14 protein-coding genes are annotated in these 23,407 nt (G+C 45.2%); 2 read left to right on the top strand and 12 right to left on the bottom strand.

Features of this window, described 5'->3' with window-relative positions:
- Positions 1–26 precede the first annotated feature (26 nt).
- The 3 genes from NST33_RS15715 to NST33_RS15705 form a co-directional block, all read right to left on the bottom strand.
- Complete coding sequence (locus tag NST33_RS15715) at positions 27–746, bottom strand: CPBP family intramembrane glutamic endopeptidase (RefSeq protein WP_221821333.1); 720 nt, start codon at positions 744–746, stop codon at positions 27–29.
- Between the two features lies 1 nt (position 747).
- A complete protein-coding gene (locus NST33_RS15710; protein ID WP_221821331.1) occupies positions 748–1,296 on the bottom strand; it encodes a PadR family transcriptional regulator in 549 nt (182 codons plus the stop codon).
- 175 nt (positions 1,297–1,471) lie between these two features.
- Positions 1,472–1,873, bottom strand: a complete 402-nt coding sequence (locus tag NST33_RS15705) for a hypothetical protein (protein WP_339303940.1) — start codon at positions 1,871–1,873, stop codon at positions 1,472–1,474.
- A gap of 245 nt (positions 1,874–2,118) precedes the next feature.
- Between NST33_RS15705 and NST33_RS15700 the strand changes: the two genes are divergently transcribed.
- On the top strand, positions 2,119–3,879 hold the full coding sequence (locus NST33_RS15700; RefSeq protein ID WP_221821327.1) for a methyl-accepting chemotaxis protein: 1,761 nt from the start codon (positions 2,119–2,121) through the stop codon (positions 3,877–3,879).
- Between the two features lie 125 nt (positions 3,880–4,004).
- Here the strand turns inward: NST33_RS15700 and NST33_RS15695 are convergent, their stop codons facing one another.
- From NST33_RS15695 to NST33_RS15655, 9 genes are all read right to left on the bottom strand, one after another.
- Positions 4,005–4,892 carry an aldo/keto reductase gene (locus tag NST33_RS15695; RefSeq protein WP_336758054.1) on the bottom strand — a complete coding sequence of 296 codons (888 nt, stop codon included), beginning with the start codon at positions 4,890–4,892 and terminating at the stop codon, positions 4,005–4,007.
- 375 nt (positions 4,893–5,267) lie between these two features.
- The gene (locus NST33_RS15690; RefSeq protein WP_221821323.1) at positions 5,268–6,935 is read right to left on the bottom strand and encodes an alpha-glucosidase; all 1,668 of its coding nucleotides are present in this window, start codon (positions 6,933–6,935) and stop codon (positions 5,268–5,270) included.
- Positions 6,936–6,987: 52 nt separating this feature from the next.
- Positions 6,988–8,616 carry an alpha-glucosidase gene (locus NST33_RS15685; RefSeq protein WP_221821321.1) on the bottom strand — a complete coding sequence of 543 codons (1,629 nt, stop codon included), beginning with the start codon at positions 8,614–8,616 and terminating at the stop codon, positions 6,988–6,990.
- A 22-nt stretch (positions 8,617–8,638) separates the two neighbouring features.
- Positions 8,639–9,532: a carbohydrate ABC transporter permease gene (locus NST33_RS15680; RefSeq protein WP_221821319.1), complete on the bottom strand. Its 894-nt coding sequence runs from the start codon at positions 9,530–9,532 to the stop codon at positions 8,639–8,641.
- A gap of 13 nt (positions 9,533–9,545) precedes the next feature.
- Complete coding sequence (locus tag NST33_RS15675; protein ID WP_076253174.1) at positions 9,546–10,460, bottom strand: ABC transporter permease subunit; 915 nt, start codon at positions 10,458–10,460, stop codon at positions 9,546–9,548.
- A 61-nt stretch (positions 10,461–10,521) separates the two neighbouring features.
- Positions 10,522–12,258 carry a sugar ABC transporter substrate-binding protein gene (locus NST33_RS15670; protein ID WP_221821317.1) on the bottom strand — a complete coding sequence of 579 codons (1,737 nt, stop codon included), beginning with the start codon at positions 12,256–12,258 and terminating at the stop codon, positions 10,522–10,524.
- Between the two features lie 252 nt (positions 12,259–12,510).
- The gene (locus NST33_RS15665; RefSeq protein ID WP_221821316.1) at positions 12,511–13,917 is read right to left on the bottom strand and encodes a response regulator; all 1,407 of its coding nucleotides are present in this window, start codon (positions 13,915–13,917) and stop codon (positions 12,511–12,513) included.
- Complete coding sequence (locus NST33_RS15660; RefSeq protein ID WP_221821314.1) at positions 13,914–15,626, bottom strand: histidine kinase; 1,713 nt, start codon at positions 15,624–15,626, stop codon at positions 13,914–13,916. The genes NST33_RS15665 and NST33_RS15660 overlap by 4 nt, the downstream gene beginning before the upstream one ends.
- 274 nt (positions 15,627–15,900) lie before the next feature.
- The gene (locus tag NST33_RS15655; protein WP_221821312.1) at positions 15,901–22,284 is read right to left on the bottom strand and encodes a GDSL-type esterase/lipase family protein; all 6,384 of its coding nucleotides are present in this window, start codon (positions 22,282–22,284) and stop codon (positions 15,901–15,903) included.
- Between the two features lie 208 nt (positions 22,285–22,492).
- Between NST33_RS15655 and NST33_RS15650 the strand changes: the two genes are divergently transcribed.
- The gene (locus NST33_RS15650; RefSeq protein WP_221821310.1) at positions 22,493–23,365 is read left to right on the top strand and encodes an AraC family transcriptional regulator; all 873 of its coding nucleotides are present in this window, start codon (positions 22,493–22,495) and stop codon (positions 23,363–23,365) included.
- Positions 23,366–23,407: the final 42 nt, after the last annotated feature.

Raw genomic sequence — 23,407 nt, 5'->3', positions numbered from 1 at the left:
CTTTTGGTATGAGCTCCCAAGCCCAGCTACTTCATAAATAAGGCACTAAAAATAAGAACATCCTGCAAGAAATGAATCGTCAGCGCCCAGAAGAATCCTTTCGTTTCTAACATCGATTTGGCTAAAAACCATCCGATAAACGCTGCCATAATTACACCTGCTATCCCGCCTGGATGTCCAAAATAATGAACGGCGCCAAAGATTGCAGCGGCCAGTCCTTGAGCTACATACGAAGACAAACCATATTTACCTACAACGGCAACAAATGAAAACCGAAAGATGATTTCTTCAGAAAAAGCATTCATTAGTGCAAACACAAGGATGAGGACAACACCGGGATACAGCTCCAGTCTTACGCTTTCGCCGTGCACCACTTGGAAGTAGATAACGACAGATGTTACCAACGTAATGATGACCGCAAAATTTAGACCTAAGTGTTTCCATGTCTCTTTTTCTTTCGGCTTAATGCCGATCCACGGTTCGGGCCGAATTTTTCCATCTCGCTTTTTCAGATTTAAATACCTAAGTCCCCCCTTACCTGCCAACACGTATACAATGCCAATCACAATAACAGCTAATAACAACACCGTAATTTGATAACTAATCTCCAGGTTGTATACATCGCTGTCGAAGACCTTTAATGGGAGAAGCGGACTACTTCTAAACCATAACAGGAGAGGTGCGCAGGCAACCACCACGATCGTGATCAATAGGATGGGAATGAGGGTGGATCGTTTTTTATTCATTTTATTCTCCCTTGTTTGGATGACTTAAGGTTTCCAGCGCATGCTGACACCATTCCGTAGTCATCCGAAGATATCTCTCCCCATAGTCCAGGGTTAACAACCAGAGCTGGGCTTGCTTGCTTTTCCCTTTAGGAACACTCGCTTTAATTCCTGCCAACATCGTGATGAGCTGTTCGTTAGCTGTTAATTCCTCTTCAAGAAAAGTGATGAGTTGCGGGATATGACGTTCATCGGAGACAAAAAGCTTCATCAGCAGTTCGTTTCTCATTACGGGTTCTTCAGGTGGCAGAGCCAGCCAGGAATCAAGTTGGTCACATCCTTGCTCTGTAATGCCGTAGACAATTTTACGTCTCCCCGTCTTCGCTTCTTCTATCACCGAAACTGAGCCTTCTAACTGCAATTGTTTGATACTCTTATGAATATGTCCATACGATTCGTTCCAAAAAAGGCCGATGCTCTCCTTCGAAAACTTAACAAGCTCATATGCGCTCATGGGCTTCACACGAAGCAAGCCGAGAATCGCAAAGTGGGTGGTATTGATTCTTTTCATATGCCCTCCCATTCAAAATATATCTTTGAGATATATACAATTAGCATATTACTCCATTAGGATGAAGATTACAATTCATTTTTAGATATCTTTCATTCTGTTCTACAATACAAAAAGGAGTGATTACCGTAAGGTAACACCCCTTCCTATCTATAATAATGCAACATGCCTCAAATCATTTTTGAGTGCTGCTTAAACCTTTTAATTCCATGCCTCTTGTAAAAAACACAATTCCAATTGCAGCAAAGGTTACGTAATTACTTATCTTGGCTATTACTTCTTCATCATCCTCATAATTGATCCAGAACAAAAGAACGAATGATGATACTATCATTAACACTTTCATAGCTAACATAAATACATAATGAATTCTTTGCTTACGCAAATTGCCTTCTTGTGAGGTTATTCTAAGGCTAACCTTAGAAGAGTCATAGATCGTTATTAATAGTGCGATGATGCTTGAATATGCCGTTATTTTCAAACCAATCTCAATCCATGGAACAAATGCTGCAACGGCGATACCCAGATAAATCCCAGCAGCTAAGTAAAAAAGGTTAATCTTAATCTTTCTGTGCAAAATCCCTCGCTCCTATCATATCACCTGTATATTTTACCATCATTATACAACAAAAAGTATTTGTTTACCTTTGTTTTATGAAACATCGCAGACAAAAGGTCGAGTTCGTTTACAGAGATTTTCATCGCTCAAAGACTTCATTTTAGCTCCTCTTTTTTCGATATATTAGGTACAGATTTAATTTAAATTTTAACTATCAGGTTCTGAGTTAGATCTGTACATTGACATACTTAGGGGGAACTGAAGTGAAAACAAAGATAGGATCCATTCTAAAAATGAGAACGTTAAGGGCTAAGTTAGTTTCTTTGTGCTTGGTTATACTTATCGTGCCCACAATCGTAATAGGGTTCAGTTCTTATACCGTTTCAAAAAATGAAATGAATGAATCCGGTAAGGCCGCACTTGAAAATAGTGTCCGAATGGTCATTGGTATGATTAATCTCCTCAACGAGCAGGTAGAGAATGGAAGTTTAACATTGGAGCAAGCGCAGGAAAAGCTCCGCGTAGAACTGCTCGGTGAAAAGAATGCAGATAATAAGCGGCCTGTAAAAAGTGAATATACTGTAGGGGAAACAGGATATCCATGGGCTGTTGGCAAAGATGCACATTCCGTAATGAATCCTTCAAATGAAGGTCAGGATTTGACAGATGTCGTTACAGAAGATGGCGTATATTTGGGAAAAGAGCTCGTTAATGTTGGAACAGCCGGAGGCGGATTTGTCACCTACAAGTGGGCTCTACCGGATACAGGTGAGGTAGAAACGAAAGTTTCATATGTTGAAATGGACCCGCATTGGGGATGGATCATCGGTTCGGGTGCCTACTTAAGTGAGTTTAACAGTGGTGCCACACAAGTATTGTATCTTGTTCTTATAATTATGGCTGTGGCGGTTGTTCTTGGTTCCATTATCGTTAGCATCATCTCAGGACGCCTAACGAAGCCGATCCTTATGGTCGCTAAGCGATTGAAATCCGTTGCGGACGGTGACCTAACCGTTGAAGAAGTTAAGATGAAGTCCAAAGATGAGATCGGTGAGCTTTCACAGGACTTTAATCATATGATTAAAAACATGAGAACGCTTATTAGTCAAGTCGATCTCTCTACCAAGCAGGTAGCCTCATCTTCCAAAGAGTTGACTCTTGGTGCGGAGCACACCAGTCAGGCAACTGAGAATATCACCATTTCCATCCAAGAATCTGCAGCCGGTGCACAAGAGCAACAAATGATGCTTCAACGGGCAACCAACTCACTCGAGGAAATATCGATCGGGATCCAGCGAATTTCGGAAAGCTCATCAACCATTGCCGATTCTTCTGTTGATGCGATGGAACTCGCGAACATAGGTGGTACAGCCGTAGAGCATACGGCGAAGCAAATGAATCTGATCAACAAGTCGGTTAATGAAACGGATGTAGTTATGAGAATGCTAGATGAACGTAGCCAGCAGATCGGTACGATGCTCATTGCAATTACGGATATTGCGAAGCAGACGAATCTTCTTGCTTTGAACGCTTCGATTGAGGCAGCCCGTGCAGGCGAAGAAGGACGCGGTTTCTCCGTAGTAGCTGCTGAAGTGAGAAAACTTGCTGAACAATCGAACCAGTCATCCGGGCAGATTTCTACGTTGATTCAAGATATGCGTACAGATATCGAACAATCGCTCAAAACGTTGAATCGAGTTAAACAGGACGTTGACTCCGGCATACAGATTGCTAATGAGACGGAACAACAGTTTAACAAAATCGTAGAGTCTACCAACTTTATCGCCCAACAAACGGAGGAACTTGCCAGCGTTACACAGCAGATCACGGCAAGCGTCCAAGAAATCACAGCGGGCCAGGAGCAAGTCTCCAATCTAGCACTTCAAGCTGCAGACAACTCCCAAAATATAGCTGCTTCTTCAGAAGAACAACTGGCTTCCATGGAGCAAATCACGAGTTTATCCACAACCTTGCAGGAAATGTCTCAAAAGTTAGAGCGTTTGACGATTCAATTTAAATATTAATTATGATTCTTCCAGGTCAAAAAAAGCAGCCGACCCCTTATACTTTGGTCGGCTGCTTTCTCCTTTTTAACTCACTTTAATCCACGATTATATTGCCCTCAGCAAGCTACACCAATCAAGCTCGCTTATAATTCCAGATCTGCAGCCCGGGCGTTCGCTTCAACCTGCTCCGGACTTTTGCATCCTGGAATGACGCAGCTAACGGCTGGATGCTTCAGACACCAGGCAAGGGCCCACGAGGCCATGTCGACCCCTTCAGGGACTTCATTCTTCTGGATTTCACTTACCAGCTGCAGTTTCTCATCGATCTCTTGACGCTCGCGTCCCTTTCTGACATTGTCATTGAACACGGCGCCCGGCTTGTACTTACCGCTCAGATAGCCGCTGGCCAGTGGGACTCTTGCAAGCACACCAAGGTCCTGCTCCTGACATGACGGGAATACCCTCTCCTCGGGCTTCTGGTCCAGACGGTTATATACGACCTGTATTGCCTTCGCGTTTAACTCACTAGCCTTGCTCGTCTGATGCAGATTATCGTTGCTGCCAATGGAGATACCAAGATTTCGAATTTTACCGGCCTGTACCTGCTTGTCCAGCATGGTCCACAGCTCGTCGTTATCAAACGCCTCATCTGATCCGGAATGGAACTGATACAAATCGATATAATCTGTTCTTAGGGCTTTCAGGGATTCTTCCAGTTGTACACGGATCTGATCCACACTCCAGGCATTGGTCCAGTGATCATGCCATTGATGACCAAACTTCGATGCGATCACCCAATCCTCACGCCGGTCACGGGACATAAAATCGCCGATAAAGTTTTCCGACATATGGTGAGGTCCGTAACATTCCGCTGTATCAATCAAATTAATACCAAGCTCTTTGGCACGGTAAAGAATATCATCGACTTCCTTCTGAGTATAGTCTTTACCCCAGTCCCCGCCAAACTGCCAGGTGCCCACACCTACGACGGATACATCCAGCTCGGTTTTGCCCAATCTTCTGTACTTCATGCTACTCACCTCGAGGTTTAATATGTTGGTCAATTGACCGAATGGAACAATAAGTATTCAATTTACGATAACGCTTTCATAATAAAGGATAATTAACAAATTATCAATCTGAGGTATGCTCGTCGGTATACGCAAGAAGAACCCTCTCAAATTTAAAGGTTGACTTAATGTATCCCCTTTAAAGAAAAATGACTTGGCTTCACTCGTTTCACGCTCTCCGCTGGCTGAAGGCATAACAAATAAAGCCCCTTAGAAATTCATTGGATAAGCGGCACTGATTCCAATACCTTTTCTAAGGGGTCCACTTGCTTGATGTCAGAAATTAGAGAGTGAATTCTCTGTTTGCTTCATTGGATACCTGTAGGAACATCAGATTTATACTTTATCGCTTAATCCAACAATAGTTTCAAACGGTCGCAACACCAGCGGCAGCAAGCCATTCTCATAGTTGGTAAGCCAGATCTCTGAGAAGTTGAGGCCAAGCTCATCTTCCTCAAGCTCCACCATGTGTTCAGTAAGATTGATTACTACCAGCACCTGTTGGTCTGCCAGTGTACGTGTATATGCATATACACTCGGATGATCCGGCATATGAAGCTCATAAATACCATAAGTCAACGTATCGTGCTCTTTTCGCAGCTGAATCATTAGTTTATAAAATTGAAGAATGGAACGTTGTTCCTGGAGTTGTTTCTCTACGTTAATATGGATGTAATTGTCATTCACTTTCAGCCATGGCGTACCACTGGTAAACCCTGCCTCTTTGGCCGAGGACCATTGCATCGGCGTTCTGGAGTTATCACGACTCGAAGCCCAGATGATGTTCATGATCTCCTCATGCGACATCCCCTCTTCACGTTTGATCTGATATAAATTCTGGTCGGCGATATCGTTATAGTCCTCTATGGAAGGGAAAGACACATTTGTCATGCCTATCTCTTGCCCCTGGTAGATGAATGGGGTGCCTTGCATGAAAAAGTACATGGCTCCAAGTGCTGTGGCACTTTCATACCAATACTCTTTATCATTTCCCCAAGATGAAACTTTGCGAGGTTGATCATGATTTTCAATAAACAAAGCATTCCAACCGACGCCTTCCAGTGATTTTTGCCACTTGGTCAAGACGTTTTTCAGTTTGGGAACATCCAGTTGCCTGTCTGTGCTGTTTTTCCAAAGGTCCAGATGTTCGAATTGAAAGACCATATTAAATTTCCCTCTGACTTCACAGATCCAATCCAGCAGATCTTCTTGGTCCTCTACCTTTACTCCATTTGCTTCCCCAACAGTCACGACGTCATATCTGGATAATGTGTTCTCTTTCATTTCTTGCAGATAACTCTGGATTCCCTTGACATTCATATGCTTTTCAAAAGAGGAGATGTACTTGACGCCTTCTCTTATTGGCATGTCCAAGAGGCCCTCTTCTTTGTGAATATGGCTGATGGCATCCACACGGAAACCATCAATCCCTTTATCCAGCCACCAATTCATCATTTCATATATGGATTTCCGAACTTCCTGATTTGCCCAATTCAAATCCGGCTGTTTTTTGGAGAACAGATGGAGATAGTACTGTCCGGAGACTTCATCATATTCCCAAGCAGAACCGCCAAAGATGCTCTCCCAGTTGTTCGGTTCATCTTCGTTCTTCCCATCTCTCCAGATGTACCAATCCCGTTTGGGGTTATCCAGCGAAGCTCTAGATTCAATAAACCACGGATGTTCGTCACTGGTATGATTAATCACCAAGTCCATAATGAGTTTCATGCCGCGGTGATGCACTTCATTCAGTAATTGATCAAAGTCCGCCATCGTGCCGAATTCATCCATAATGGAACAGTAATTGCTGATGTCATACCCATTATCGTCGTTGGGTGACTTATACATCGGACAGATCCATATCAGATCAATACCGAGATCTTGAATATAATCCAGTTTTGAGATGATCCCCTTAATGTCACCAACCCCATCTCCGTTGGAATCCATAAAACTTCTCGGATAGATTTGATAAGCTACTGCCTCTTTCCACCATACTCTTTTCATTGAATACAATCCTTCTTTCTTGAGAACTGAACATCATATAACGTATTATGCTTTAATTATGAATAACGTACATTCTTGCTTCATATGGACGTAATTCACTCTCCGAGAGTTCACCTGTATAGTTAGTTATCAAAAGCTGATGGGACCCTATCAATTGCTCCTGAAGCGGGAGTTCGGTCGTATATCCCTGGAAATTGCATACCACAAGAATTGTCGTACTATTCAGCGTTCGGGTATATGCAAACACGTCTGGGTTCTCTGGAAAGATCAGCTCATAATCACCATATACGATGACTTCATGATCTTTTCGTAATTGGATTAATTTCCGGTAATAATGAAATATGGATTCAGGGTTATTCAAACTTTCCTCGGCATGGATCTGCTTATAATTTGGATTCACCTTAATCCAAGGTTCCCCTTGTGTAAAACCCGCGTTATCAGAAGTATCCCATTGCATAGGTGTGCGTGCATTATCACGTCCCTTGGCGTAGATCGACTCCATCACGCTTTGTTCAGGATAACCATTCCCCATTTTTTCCTTATAAAAGTTGAGCAATTCAATATCCCGATAATCCTCGATCGCATATTGAACATTCGTCATCCCCAGCTCTTCACCTTGATATATGTAAGGCGTACCTTGCATGCCATGAAGAAGGGTAGCCAACATTTTAGCTGATTCAACTCTGAATTCTCCATCATTTCCCCAACGTGATACGATTCGAGGCAAGTCATGGTTGTTCCAGAACAGACTGTTCCAGGCATCACCCTTGAGCTCCGTTTGCCACTTGGACAGCACCTTTTTTAATGCCATCACATCCAAAGGTTTAAGATCCCACTTTCCTTTGCCATCTTGTTCATCCAAACTGATGTGTTCAAATTGGAATACCATTGAAAATTCACTGCCGTCTGGATTGCTGTACAGTTTGGCGATTTCCGGAGTGGCGCCCCATGTTTCTCCAACCGTAAGCAGGTCTTCTGCTTTTTGAAACGTCTCCTTGCTCAGTTCCCTGATGTATTTATGCAGATTAGGTCCGTTTCCCGTAATTTTCAAATCCGGTTCTTTACCGATTAAGTCGATCACATCAAGTCGAAAACCACCCACACCCTTTTCGATCCACCAATTGATCATGTTGTATATTTCCTGCCGGACTTTGGGGTTTTCCCAGTTGAGATCGGGCTGTTTTACGGAAAATAGATGCAAATAATATTGCCCGATCTCAGGCGCCCATTCCCAAGCTGAACCACCAAAGGTGGACCCCAAGTCGTTCGGAGGTGTTCCTTCCACGCCATCTCTCCAGACGTAGTAGTCATGGTACGGATTGTCTTTGCCTTTTTTGGCTTCTAGAAACCAGGGATGTTCATCCGAGGTATGGTTCAACACCAAGTCCATAATGATCCGAATGTCTCGTTTCTTGGCTTCAAGAATTAACGTTTCCATATCTTCCAAAGACCCAAACATCGGATCGATGTCCTGATAATCTGAAATATCATATCCGTAATCATCTTGAGGAGACTTGCAAACGGGTGATAACCAGATCGCACCAATGCCGAGTTGCTGCAAATAATCCAATCGGGACACAATGCCCTCTAAGTCACCGATTCCATCACCGTTACGATCTTGAAAGCTGCGTGGGTATATTTGATATACAACGGTTTCTTTCCACCATTTTTTATTTTCCATGTTCCATTCAACCTTTCTAAGGTTATTCTTTGACCGATCCTACAACAATGCCAGCCACAAAGTATTTTTGCAGCAAGGGATAAATCAGCAATAGCGGGATAACAGCAACTACAATTTTGGCTGCGTTCAGGTTTTTGTTCGAAATTTCAGTCAGGTTGCTGAGTTCACTGGAATTGGTGCCGGCTTGAAGCAAATCGGCAATATTCACATTAAGGGACTGAATATAGGTCATTAGCGGGTAATTGCTGACTTTGGTCATATAGATCAAACCACTGAAGAAGTCATTCCATGTACCCACGATACTGAATAAGGCGACTGTCGCCAGCGCAGGAATGGACACAGGCACATACACTTTGAACAAGACCTGAATGGGATTCGCTCCATCGATGAACGCTGCTTCTTCAAGCGCTCTAGGTACAGCCGAGAAAAAATTCATCACAAGGATGACACTGAATATGGGGACAGCGCCTGGCAGAACCAATGCCCATATCGTATTCAGCATGTCCAGGTTTTTGATCAGCAGGTAACTCGGAATCATGCCTCCGCTGAACAACATGGCAAAAATCATGATATTCATATAGATGTTTCTGCCTTTAAATTCCCTTTTTGATTTGGATAGCGGATAAGCCATCAAAATAATCAGAATCATGTTAAGCACAAGGGTAAGTGCGACACGTAGAACGGATATGCCAAAGGAGCGCCAGAACTGTGCATCATCAATAATTTTGGTATAAGCCGCTGTTGTGAAATTGACCGGAACGAGACCTACAGCATTCGCGGATACCGCCTCGCTGCTGCTGAATGAAATGGCGACGATATTCCATAACGGAAGAAGGCAGACCAATGCCAGCATGATGACGATGGCATAGATGACAAACCGGCCAATTCGATCTTTGAAGTTTGCAGAATAGGACACAGGTTTGGCCTCCTTAGAATATTTTTCTGTCCGTATATTTTTTGGCCAACTGGTTGGCAGACAAGAGCAAAACAATGCCAATTACGGACTTGAACAAACCAACAGCTGTACCGAAGCTATACTGTCGCCCAACGAGACCGATCCGATAGACATAAGTATCCAGAATGTCGCCTGACTCATAGACAACCGGGTTATACAGATTATAGACTTGATCGAAACCGGCGCTCAGAATGTTGGTCAAGCTCATTACGCCCATGAGCAGAATAATAGGCAGCATGCCTGGCAATGTAATATGCCATACTTTTCTCCACCAACTGGCTCCATCCATTCCTGCCGCTTCATACAGACCGGGATCAATGGACGTAATGGCAGCCAAATAGACGATGGAACTGTAACCAAATTCTTTCCATACATCAGTTCCTATAATCAGTGGCTGGAACCAGGTATTGCTGCCAAGGAAATTAATATTTTCGAGGCCAAAAAACGCCAACATTTGATTTACAATGCCATCCAGACTGAACATGTTGACAACAACGGATGCCAGTACAACCCAGGATAGAAAGTGTGGCAGATAAACAATCGTCTGCACGGATTTTTTAACGTATTTGATCCGAATTTCATTTAATAAAACGGAAAAAATGATAGCCATCATCGTTCCGAGCAAAATCTTGCCAATCGCAATCACCAACGTATTGCTGACGACCTGCGCGATATCCGGCAGCTTGAACATATACATAAAATGCTTCAAGCCTACAAATTCAGAGCCGAACATGCCCTTGGCCGGTATATAGTCCTGAAACGCTGTAATGATACCGACCATTGGAACATAGCTGAATACAAGCAAAAACAAAATGCCCGGAATCATCATCATATGGTACATGGCACCTGGGCCGAGCCGCCCTCGCGCTTTCAAATTCCCCTGTTTCATGGATGAACCCCTTTCGTTGAAGAAAGGCTGCGTATCGCAGCCCTTCCACTGTTCATGGATATTATTGTTTCGATGCGATCTCGTCTTCAATTTCCTGAATGACTTGATCACCACCCTGTTTTTTCCAGTTGCTCACGAATGTATCGAAGTAATCGAGCGGTTCTGAACCCGTTATGATTTTGATAAACGATTCCTGTTCCAACTTCGTCAGATTGGCCCACGTCTGTTTCATGCTTGGTGTAGTGCCAGAGAAAGCAGGTGTCATCCATACAAATTTGCTTTCTTGTGTCAGTTTGTCGATTAGTCCCACTCCGTTGATCCGCGAATGATATTTTGACCAAGCAGTCACATCATCCGTATCCATGTCGCTCAAATAGGTTTTGATGCTTCCGATATTGTTCTTCGATTCGGTAGTGCGAACCTCATCCAGGGAAATCTCTCCTTTGATTCCTCGAACAACATCAGAGTAATCATCCAGCAGCGATGTAGCCGAGTTGACTTCGATATTAAAAGGTCTCGTAGATCCGTCTACCCCGGTCTCCTGATATTTGGCAGCTTCCGGCATGGTTGTTGCGGCATCTTTATCATTGGCCAGTTTATCGTAGAACAGGTTTACAATCTTAACGGCCAGTTCAGGGTGTTCATAACCCTTTCTCACCACGATAAACTGATTGGATGGATTGGCATGCGCCACGTTGACCTTGCCGTCTGCATCTTCCAGCGTATAAGCCGAGAATTTCGCATTTTTATCCATCTGTTTTGCACTGATCAGTCCCCAATCAGGGATATGCCACGGTCCAAAGGCAATACCGCTTTGGCCATTGGCGTAGAGTGCGGTAATATCATCAAACGTGCGGGTTCCGAATTGCGGGTCGATAATACCATTCTTGAACCAATCCGCCATGGTACCCAGCATTTTCTTCGTTTCTTCTGTTGTGGAACCATACACGATTTTGCCGTCTTCACCATTCATCCAATATTGCGGGAAGGCTCCCTCGGTTGAGGCCACACCCAGCATCGTATAAGCAGAGCCATTATAATCTGTTGTATTCATCGTGTTCACAAATGGAATACCTACCGGGTTACCGGATTGGCCAGGATCTCTTTTCAGGAATTCCAGTGCTGTTTGCTCCACCTCATTCAGCGAAATGGCGCCGTCTCCATCTGCATCAAGTTGAATCCCCAGCAGATCCAGCCAATCTTGACGGACCCAAACCATCGTTGGTGCGGAATCCAGGGAAGTCGCCGGAAGTCCCATCAAACGTCCATCAATCGTTGCATTTTCTAATGCACGTCCATCATAGGAATCGTACATCTGCTTGATGTTATCCGTTGCATATTGATCATAAATGGCTGTCAGATCCTCAATCAGATCGTTATCCACCAGTTCTTTCAGTTCATCTTTGGAATCAACACGCATCATGTCAGGCAATTCCCCGGATGCGATGGCAAGCGATACTTGACGACTATAATCTTCACCATTGGCTTCAAATTGATCTGTAATCTGAGCGTTAAACGTGTCTTTGACCAGCCGGGTATACGCATTATTCTCATAGGTATCTCCAGCCGGCAGTTTTGGGTTGGCTGTGGTTACTCGTCCCATGGTTACTGTGATTTCGTCTTTATAGGCACTGAACGGATCTCCCGGCGTTACCTCATATTTGCCTGCTTCCTCTGCAGGAGGAGGATTGGAAGAGTCTCCACATGCCGCTAGGGCTGCAACCATCAAGGCGGACATGGACAGCACGGCCAGACGCTTTGTCACCCGCTTGCTTTTCATAGACCATTTTGTTCTCATCTAGTTCGATTCCCCTTTATTCTGATGTTCAATATATTTGTTTGCGCTTTCATTATAAAATGAAGTGAAGGCCAATCGAGATAGGGATTACACGTCCGTTTGGATAGAGAAATGGTTACAGTTTTCAGTCCGTATTATGAAGTATGGTTAACTTGTAATCATTTACCCTACCTACTGACCAACATTTGTCTATCTACCCCTCTTCTCGATCAAAAACAAAAGCCGGCAGCTCCTAAAACAGGAGACTGTCGGCTATTTATTTCCTCTACCTAGCTGCCGATATTCGCTTGGCAGAAGACCTGTCAGTTCGCGGAAAATCCGGCTGAAATATTTTTCATCCGTATAACCCACTCGCTCTGCAATCCAAAAAATCGTATTATTTGTATTGAGCAAGTACTCTTTGGATTTCTCTACCCGGATGAAGCGGGAGTACTCATTAAAGGTTTTCCCCATTAGATCTTTGAAACATTGACTGAAATAACTTCGGCTGATGTTGAGTTGTTGGGAGAGACCTGAAGCTGTATAGGCCTGCTCCAAATCATGCTGCACGATCATCACTGCTTTTTTCACCGCATCGATGATTTCCTGTGAATACGAAGTCTGTTCATCTGCCTTTCGAATGCTTGCAGCAGTCTGTTTGATCCATTCTTCAACCTCGTACCAAGATTCGAAAGAATGGATCATCGAGATTCTTCCAAGCGTAGTTTGGGCAAATAGGTGGTTCCATTCCATGACGATCGAGTACAGCAATCCCATCAACTGACCTTTATGTAATCGTAAGGATATAAACTGGTCAATGAGTTGATTGTAGTAACTGTCATGGTGGGTCCATGGTGTCTGGAACCAACTTTGCTTAATCCGATCAAGGTCCTCATCCTGCGGTTCTTTTGAACCTGTGTCTTCCTCATTCATCGAAACGGCAATGACTTGGTTATTGGGGTTGTACGCATAGAATAAAGTCGTCTCTGTATAATTCCTAATCCAGTTTTTGATTTGCGACCATGTTCGCTCTTGTACATCAGACAAAACCAACAACGTACTATGGGGAACTTGTTGCAGGCCTTCCTTCAATTGATGAAATAGTTGATCTTCTAGGGACGGGGGTGTAGCCCACATGTAGCTATTACGCTCAACCTCCCACCTTATCAGATCTTCATGCGCAGTTAACTCTATTGGCCACTTATGCTCTGATTTACGATCCTGTGAAACAAGTGCATACACATTTCGATAATGGAAATTGATTTCATCCTGCGAAGGCATCTTTCTTGTTGTGTTTGTCAACCCGCTAATTCGGGAATGTATCCGTTGCAGAACATGTTCGAATTGCTCTTTCTCCAGCTGCACTTTGGCTATATAATCGATGGCTCCGAGTCTTAGCGCTTCCTGGATATAATCGAAATCCTGATGCAGTGTTAACACAACGATATGAAGTTCGGGATAGAGCTGCCTCGCAGCTCGCATCAGTTCAATCCCTGACATGACGGGCATCGCAAGATCCGTTAGCATCAGATCGACCGGTTGGGTTTTTAGGAAATCCAGCGCTTTCGCCCCGTTGCTTGCCTCTCCTACAACCTCCATGTTGAACTCGTTCCATGGCATCGCAGAGCTAATGCCTTTGCGTACCAACTTATCATCATCTACAATCAATACCTTAATCATGCCGAGATATCTTCTCCTTTAATAGGCAATACGAGCAGTATGTTTGTCCCTGTTCCCAATTCACTCTCAATCACCAGTTGTGCTTGGTCCCCGTACTGTGCTTTCAACATGCGGTGAACGTAATTGAGTCCGATGCCCATCCCTACTTTTTGTTGTTCAGCTTCACGATTGTTCAGCAGATTATGAATGGTTTCCTCCGTCATACCTGCGCCATTATCTTGTATCATAATGTTCAACGTTGAAGTGCATGTCACTTCAATCTGAATAAAACCTTCGTCACTTAATCCATGATATAACGAATTTTCAACCAGCGGTTGCAGAATAAAACGGGGCACAGGAATCTGAAGCACTTGTTCATCTGCAGTAATACGGACGTCAAATTCAAAGTCATAGCGAATTTGCTGCAAAATCAGATACTGTCTTAACGCATCGATCTCCTCTTCCATGGTGGATACTTGCCCTAATTTGCCTAGATTGTAATAGAGCAGCTTGTTCAATGACTGCACCAGCTTGTCGATCTCCCCTTGTCCGTTCATGACCGCCAGCCAGTGCACCGTATCCAGCGTATTCATCAGAAAGTGCGGATTAATCTGATAAAGCAGTTTTTCCACTTCCAGGTCTGCACGTATCTTCTCTTTCTGCTGAACTTCCTTGAAGAGGTCACCAATCTGATGCTGCATATTCGAAAATTCACCCAACAGAAAATCAAATTCGGGAATCTGAGTGCGAGCTCGGCTCCCTTTTGTTTGTGGATTCTTGGACATTCCATTGATCTCCGAATGGAACAGACCGAGAGGTTTGTAGACCATCTTCCACAGGAGCCAAGCAAGAAAAACGGTAAAGCCGAGGAAAAATAAAGCGACCAGCAAAATTTGAAGCAACCACTGGTTTTTCTCCTGTTGATATTGAGACTGTGAAATGACCGATACGACACTCCAGTTCTGTGAGGAATCCTCTTTGAACCAGTGATACCCGCGGGATATTCCGTCCTTGGCAGGATCGGCCGTTAAGCTGGTGAAATTCTCCCCTACCTTCATGGCTTCCGGTATTTCGCTGTACACAATGTTGCCTTCACCATCCAGGATGAGATGAGATAATGCGCCGTTGTATTGATTGTAGCCCAAGATATCTTGAGTGAGGCGAAAGCCTGATTCTACGTAAATGAACACGTCGTTCCTCTCGGATAGTTGCACTTTGCGCATAGCAGACAGAACGAGTTGATCATCAAATCGGTTCATACTCATATGGGGGCCATAGTACTTAATGCCATAGGTTTGGAAGAGCACAGGCAGAGACTCAGGAGAGAAACGATCCTTAATCGGAAAGTTGCCGAACTGCGTAGTACCTTCTTTTTGAAAGTAATACAGGGTCAATCCGATATTAGGATTGGTGAAGGTGACAACACTTAACTCGTTCTTTAATTCGTCCCTAGCTTCAATCAGTTCGAAGATATCGGAGGACGGATTCAAGAATTCATCCATTCTTTTGCCTAAAGTACCCCTGTAAGATAATTGTTGCGTCACATGATTCAGATTGGTGATGGAATTCTCCAATGAGGATGTCGCCTGCTGTAAATTGCTACGGATACCATCATCGATCTTATTTGCGAAAATGGAGTCGATCGTATAATAAGAAATCGCAAATATACTGATAAAGGGGATAAACGCACTGAGAAAGAACAGTAAAAAGATTCTTTTTTTAAGTGTCATGGGGACCTATTCTCCTTCTGAAAATGAAACAGCAAGCCTCCTGCGTATGGAAGCTTGCTCTGAATATACATTCAAGCGGACACGCTGTCAGTATCCTGTCCAAGTCCAATTTCCTTTCATCATTATAGATTGATATTCAAATAAGTCAAACGCTTTCATACTGTGGGTATATAAAAAGTGCTACTCCTCAAAATGATGAGGAATAGCACTTTTATATGCGGATCTTACTTCAGTTGTAATCACTTCTTGTTCATGGAATGCTCAACATTTCAGTCTACTCTCGTACCGTCACATTTAATTTGTGTGATCTGGTTTCCCCTGAGGAATTGCGAAGTACCGCTTCATACTCGTAGATTCCAGGTGCCCTTCCAGAGATTGCGGTAACTGCAGACTGTGCACTAGGCGTATTGGATTGAAGCGATTGTGTGTCGATCAATACACCATTTTCGTAAAGTTCGTATTCGGTTGCGTTTATTCCCCACCATAGATTCATCGTGACATTAAAGTTGCCGTCACCGTCCCAGTTGTCATTCGACAGAACCGCTTGCCCTGGGGAAGCATCTGTGACGATGACTGTCAGTGGAACACTCATGGTTGAACCCAGTGCATTGATCAATTCTCCAGTATAGATATAGGTGCCATTTTTCTGTCCAGTAATATCCACTTGAACAGACTGGGCGGATGGGGATTGATCGACCAGAGAAATATCCTTAATCAATTCACCATTCTCATACAGCTTGAACTGATTGCCGTTATTCCCCCACCACAGATTCATCGTGATTGTATAGTCTCCGTCTTTGAGCCCCGTATCGTAACCATTATTATCAGATAACACCGGAGTGCCAGGGGCACCGTTTGCAAGTGGCGTTGTCTGATGGAGCCATTCCTCCCACTTAATCAGAACACTTGCCTGCTCATCCGTAAATACGGTGCCTCTAGCTGCTTGAACGTCATTACCGTAGGATGCAAGCAATTGACGCGCTTTTGCTCCTTCATGATCGTTTGCTGCCTGTTTGGCCTGCTGTAACGTGTTTGTGAGTTGATTAGCAAGAACACCAGCACTAGGATCGATCGATTCATCAGCAAAGGCGTTGGTCAGATTAATCAGGCTGTCGAATGTAGCAATAACGCCAAAACGATATTCTACCGTCTGTTCCCAGCCAGCCAAATCGGAGACCGTTGCCGTAACCTGGTTCAGACCGGGTTCCAATGTATACGCATAAGTGTCGAGAAGCACACCCTCCGGTGCTTCCACACCGGATACCGAATCGGAAGCTGTATATCCAATTTCCACATGCTGATCAATGGTGTACTCGGTTTGACCATGAATTTCAATGGTTGGAGGTACGAGATCAATGGATATGGACAAAGACTGTTCACTCTCTTTGTTACCGTCAACATCGACACTCCAGTAGGTGATGGTATGTGTACCTTCTTCAGTTAGGGTCAACTGTGTGCCACTCACCGTTTCACCACCATTGATTTGATAATAGGTCCCTTCGATTTCGGAATCTTCATCGCTTGCTGTAAAGGTTACTTGTGCCGGAGAAGTATACCAGCCGTTCTGCAATTCTCCTTCCACAGTTGCCGTAGTATGCGGCGCTTCCTGCTCCGGAGTTTCCCCTTCCAACGTAACCAAATCTGATAGCGGAATATTCAATTCCTTCACAAGGCGTGCCACGAGTTCAGATACCTTGATTGCACCGTTCATTTGCAAATGTGTATTGTCCTCGGTTGAGCCTACCCACATGAATATCGATTTGGTTCCTTCTGTGCCAAGCTCCTGGAAATGCTCCCAACTGGCTTGGTTCAGATCAATGATGAGCGTCTCCGTTTCCTGCGCCGTTTCTTTCATCGCCTGTACGTATTCCGGGAAGCTTTTGTTCAGCACTTCTCCGGTAAAGTCACGGCGGTTCACTGGCGTGACCAGAACTGGAATCGCCCCTCTCTGCAGAGCACCGTTAATGTATTCTTTCAGATATACCTTAAACTGCTCTGGTGTAAGATAACGCTCTGGACGGGACGGCGTGGAATCATTATGAGACCACTGCATGAACAGATAATCGCCTTCTTGAATGTCGAGTAAAATATCGTTGAGATATCCACCGACAAGGAAGGTTTTGCTGCTCAAACCTCCAACTGCCCGGTTATCAATACTGACTTCATTCGGATCAAAATATCCACCCAACGTTTCTCCCCAGCCCGCTTGCGGACGATAGTTTTCCGCGTAATTGGCTACAGTGGAATCGCTGGCCAAATAAATAACAGGTTTATCGCTTGCACTGTGATCTGGCAGACGCTCCAGCTTCAACGCATTGATCTTTGGTGCATTTCCGGTGAAGTTGAAGTTAAAGACCCCATCGATCAGGGCAATGTCATACGTGATTTCTTTGAATTCGCCCTTGGCAATGCTTGTAAGCGGCAGCTTTGTCATCTGCTCTGCAACGACATTTGCGCTGGTCAATTCCCCTGCATCCCCGATGGTCATTGTTACCCGGTAATTCGCCGGCTCCATTTCCACCAGGAAAGAGGTACCGTTTACTCGTGTGAAATCCTCTTTGAGAGAGTCTCCGGTTTCCCGGTTCTCATCTTTGGTCAGCGCTGTATCGGCAAAACCGTACCCGTTGCCTTCAATGTAAGCTCTTTTCGCACCTACCTTGATGTATCCATCGGCTGCGCTGCCAGAACCAAAGTCAAATTTGTAATCGCTTATCTCTTCGCTCGGTTCACTTGTTAATGACTCCTTCGCAACAGTTAACATGTTAAACGCATGGTCAACTTGAGCCTGCGTGGCTTCCGTATTGAATATAGCTTCCGCAGCTGCCAAAGCCCGGTTCACTACGGCCTTCGATGCATCTGTATAATCCGACAGATTCAGTGCTTTGATCTCATCGTACAGGGCGATTAAGGCTGTCTGATCGCCGCCCTCCGAAGTGAGCTGAGTGCCTTCAATTCGCACGTTGTCGATCTGGGTAGTCCAGTTCAACGTGCCTCCACCACCTTTTCTCGTTCCCAGGAATCGCATGGATCTGACGTTGTCCGCATATGCGCTGGAACTCAGCGAGATATCAGCAATCGTTTGTGTAACTGTCGGATCGGCCAGATTCGTTAATGTCAGATCCAGTGTTTTCTCGGCAAAATTAACGGTTGCATCCACATTGACCCACTGGTTCTTGGTAATATCTGTAGCCGTTCCCCCTTCTGGTATGGCTGTATCCCCTGTGCCATAGTCCGGATTATATGCACCGACAAAATAATGAATTTTGGTGCTTCCGGTTTTGGTATACAGCGTGAACAGGGCATTTTCGTTAGAATCCTGAATCGTGAGATGACCTTCTGATGGATAGGCACTCACATTACCGGATTGCCAGTCAAAGTTCACGTTCACCTGATCGCCGTTTACGGCATCAAACAGACGGAATACTTTGGCCCGATTGCCTGAACCTGACCCCGCGACGGACAGGACCTTATTTCCGGACTGTTCAACAACGGTCCCCGTCATGGTTCCTCCAATACCCGTGGCATTGACCATCGCATACTGGTAACCGGCAGCGTCGCCTTCAAAATCCTCCTCATATAGTTGGATTTCCGGCTCTGGCTCGGGTTCGGAAATATCCGGGTCGATGACCAGCGGCGAAATGTTCAGCTCCATGTCTTTGACCGCACCAGCAACGAGTCCGGCAATTTTCTGTGCACCATAGCTGCTGAAATGCGTATTATCGTTGATCCCATTCGGGTATTTCGGATATTCACCCGGATTAGCATAGAGGAACACTTTCTCCGTAGCTGTATTACCAATTTTGTCGTAGTACGCAATACTCAACTTGCTGAGATCAATCAGCGGCACGTCCTGCTCCTCCGCCACTTCTTTGGCAGCCTGAACGTATGCCGGGAAGCTGACGTTGAATTCTTGAGTCACCGTGTTGAAATCTCTGCGTCCAACCGGAGTGAGCAATACCGGTGTAGCGCCGCGCTGTTTGGCACCGTTTACATAACGAGCTAAGTAGATCTTATAATCCTCAGGGGATGCATACCGGTCCGGTATTCCTGCACTCGCGTCGTTATGACCAAAGGAAATGAAGAAGAAGTCTCCCGGCTTAATTCGCTGCAGGATGGTATCCAGACGACCATCTACCATAAACGATTTGCTGCTTCGACCGCCGATCGCATCGTTCACGACGACTGCCCCATTGGAGAAATACCGTCCGAACTGCTGGCCCCATCCTTCTTGAGGAGCCTGCGCTTCACTGTACGATTGCATGGTTGAATCACCAGCCATATAGATCGTTGTTGCCGCACCAGCCGCTTTCTCTGGATACTTCTCGATGATGACATCTTGAATGTCTATGGCTGTCCCTGTGAAGAGAAGATCGAGCTGTCCATCCACTAATGCAACATCATAGGAATACTCCAGCGGTGCTCCTGCTGTCACATTGGTTACGGCGAGCTTCTGAACGAATTCAGATTTGACTCCAACGTTCGAGTCATTTGCATCATTGCCCAATCGCAGCGTCACCTTATAGTTCGCATTTGGCAGGTCAACGGCAAATGTCGTGCCTGTCGCGACCGAAACCTGGTTTGCCCCTACCGTAACACCATTTGTATCCTTGAAGCCGTATCCCGGATCTTGTGCGTAGAGCGTATCCTGTATGTTCGTACTTCCCGACGCAGTCTCTGTACCGAAATTAAAGCGGTAGACCGGCTCCAGCATTTCAGCTTCACGAGTCAGCGCCAGATCGGCTTTAGGGAATGCTGTAGCTTCCGCTCCAAGATAAAAGCCGGTATGAGGCGGCTGGTTGTAGGATACATTTTGCCAGGCTACGCCAAGTCGATACACAGGGTCCTGCATCAGCGTAGGGATGCGGTAGTCTGAAGGAATGGTCGTCGTGTAGAGACGATACTCCGAACTATCTTCGCTCCGCAGCAGAAGCTCCTCACGCCAGTCGCCCAGAATGTCCGCCTGGAGTGCCGGATTGCCTTTGGTATGGTTGTTCGTTAATGTACCGGTTGCCCGGAAGATTTCATTCAGCTTTTTGTTTTGGTAATCCCACTTGTAGATGAGCGGAATTCCTTTGGCTGTGCTATTATCCCACTCATGGTCCAACAGCTCCCGCTGAAGATCTCCATCCCACCAGATGGCGAAATTGGCGGTTTTGGGCCCTTCGTCCACAGTGTAGATAGCCTCTCCGGCTGCTGAATAGGTATTGGTTACAGGTACACTTTGCCCATTGGTAACGGTCGTGGCCCATGATTCGTAACCCGGATAGTTCGGATCAATGTCCGCCGACATCCCGCGGCCGGTGTCAAAACCTGTTTTCTCACCCCAGAGGATTTCACCTGTTGCCGCATCGCGCATCTCCAGCCCGTATGCCGCATCGGAATGCTCGTGCACACTTACGACCTGATAGCCCTCCCGGTTCGGATCGAGCTGGCCGGCGTGCATGGCGTCACCGTGCCCGAGTCCGGTGCTGTACATCAAGCTGCCGTCATCGTCAATGGCCAAGGCGCCAAACATAATTTCGTCCTTGCCGTCCTTGTCAACATCCAGCACACTTAGATTGTGGTTGCCCTGTGATTGATATTGTGATCCTGCTTCATTCGTGTCGAACGTCCAGCGCTTGACGAGTTCCCCGCCAACATAATCATAAGCAACAAGCACTGTGCGGGTATAATAACCCCGGCTCATCACGACACTTGGCTTCGTACCGTCCAGATAAGCGATGCCGCCAAGGAAACGGTCTACACGGTTGCCATAGCCGTCACCCCAATCACTGACGTTGCCTCTTGGCGGATCATAATTCACGGTGGATAGAGCCGCGCCAGTCTCACCGTTAAACAGCGTGAGATATTCTGGACCTGAAAGTATGTATCCGCCGTCGTTGCGATAATCCTTCGTGCCGTCACCAATGACCGTGCCTTGGCCGTCCTTTGTGCCGTCCGCCGTCTTGACAACAACCTCAGCCTTTCCATTGCCATCGAGGTCATACACCATTAACTGCGTATAATGCGCTCCGGCGCGGATGTTGACTCCCAGGTCAATCCTCCACAGCTTTGTGCCATCCAGCTTGATGGCATCGATATAGACATTCCCCGTATAACCGGCCTGCGAATTGTCCTTGGAATTGCTTGGACTCCACAGGAAGACAATTTCATACTCGCCATCCCCGTCCAAGTCAGCTACGGAAGCATCTCCAGCATAATAGGAGTACGTTCCGCCATCCTTAGTCCGACCATCGGCCGGTTTATCGAGCGGAATAGGCAGATAATCGTTATGCCAGACTGATACAACCTCTGGTTGCATTTGCTCTTTGCCTGCAATAACGGTGGAGATCTGATATTGCGAGCTGTCGAAACCAGTGGTGTCCACGTAGTTTGTCACATCGCTTATGGGTGATGTGTTCACTTTGGTTCCATTTTTATATATATTGAAAGCGATATCATCTGGATCGTTGTTTAAATACCTCCAGCTAATAAAAACGCCGTTGTCTACAAGAACCGCAACCAACCCCCGGTTAAGATACTCTCCTTGGCGACCCGGCAGGCTGCTTGATGACTCTGCATGTATCGGCGCCGGAGGAACAGCCAGTGAAATAACCATAAGGAGTGCTAAAAAAGAGACCAACATCGATTTCTGGATGGAAACAGTTCTTCGGATCATTCGATTAACTCCCCCTTATCTAAAAATTCATTTTTAGAATCATCAGTTCGACCCTGCCCAGATTGTTGTCATTTGAACACAATTTATAGCCACCTCCTTTATATGTTACCGCTTACATTTATCTTACAGGTCTAAAAAAAGACAGACAATCTAAAAAATGTGACGTATTATATAAGATAATTGACTTTTTTAGGAAGGAGATGAAACGATGGTTCATACGGTTTCTTATGCTTTTCGTAATGACGATACATCAATCATGACACTGGACTCTATTGGATGGCAGATCGTTTCTAGCGAGGAATATCGTTGTCCAAGTGATGGTAGACCGGACCCGGGGCACGTCGTTTTTCAATACACGCTTAATGGCCAGGGTTATCTGGATATTGAAAATCAAACGATTCCTTTACCAAAGGGACATGCCCTACTTGTTAAAATCTCCGGAGAACATTGCTATTACTATAAACAAGAAAACAACGAACCATGGGAATTTATATGGATCAACATTCGCGGGGATGAAGCTAACCGAATCTGGGATATGATGCATGATAATGAGGGGCATGTCATTCGACGAAACGCGGACTCTCCCTTGATTCAAGAGTTATGGCAAATTATCCATTTGATTCATCAAGAGAAAGTTACGGACAAGTATCGCTTGTCCATGCAAGTCTATCGGTGGTTGCTTATCCTGGTACAGACGAGTCGGGATGCGGAGAAGGATATCGGTGCCCTATCCATAACAACGATCGAGAAATGTAAAAAGTTCATCCGAGAGAATTATGCATCTCCATTAACGTTGGATCTTCTAGCCAGCCATTGCGATATCAATAAACACTACTTGTGCAGATTGTTTCAGAAATCGGAGAAAACATCACCGCTAGCCTATCTGAAAGACAGACGCATTGAGGTTGCAGTTCGACTACTCCGTACAACGGAACTTCCGATTTCCCAAATTGGTCAACAATGCGGTTTTGAGAGTCCCAGCTATTTCGGCAAAGTTTTCCGGCAATATATGTCCATGTCGCCCAAAGAATACCGCTTGAATAAGTTAGAGTTTCCTTATGAGGCCATCTATTATGAGTAGCTAAACTTGCTGTTTGCTAGTTGTCCTTGGCTTGGGAACAGC

It is taken from the genome of Paenibacillus sp. FSL L8-0435 (genome assembly GCF_037965655.1).
Taxonomy (GTDB): Bacteria; Bacillota; Bacilli; order Paenibacillales; family Paenibacillaceae; genus Paenibacillus.
This window is presented reverse-complemented; position numbering and strand designations above follow the sequence as displayed.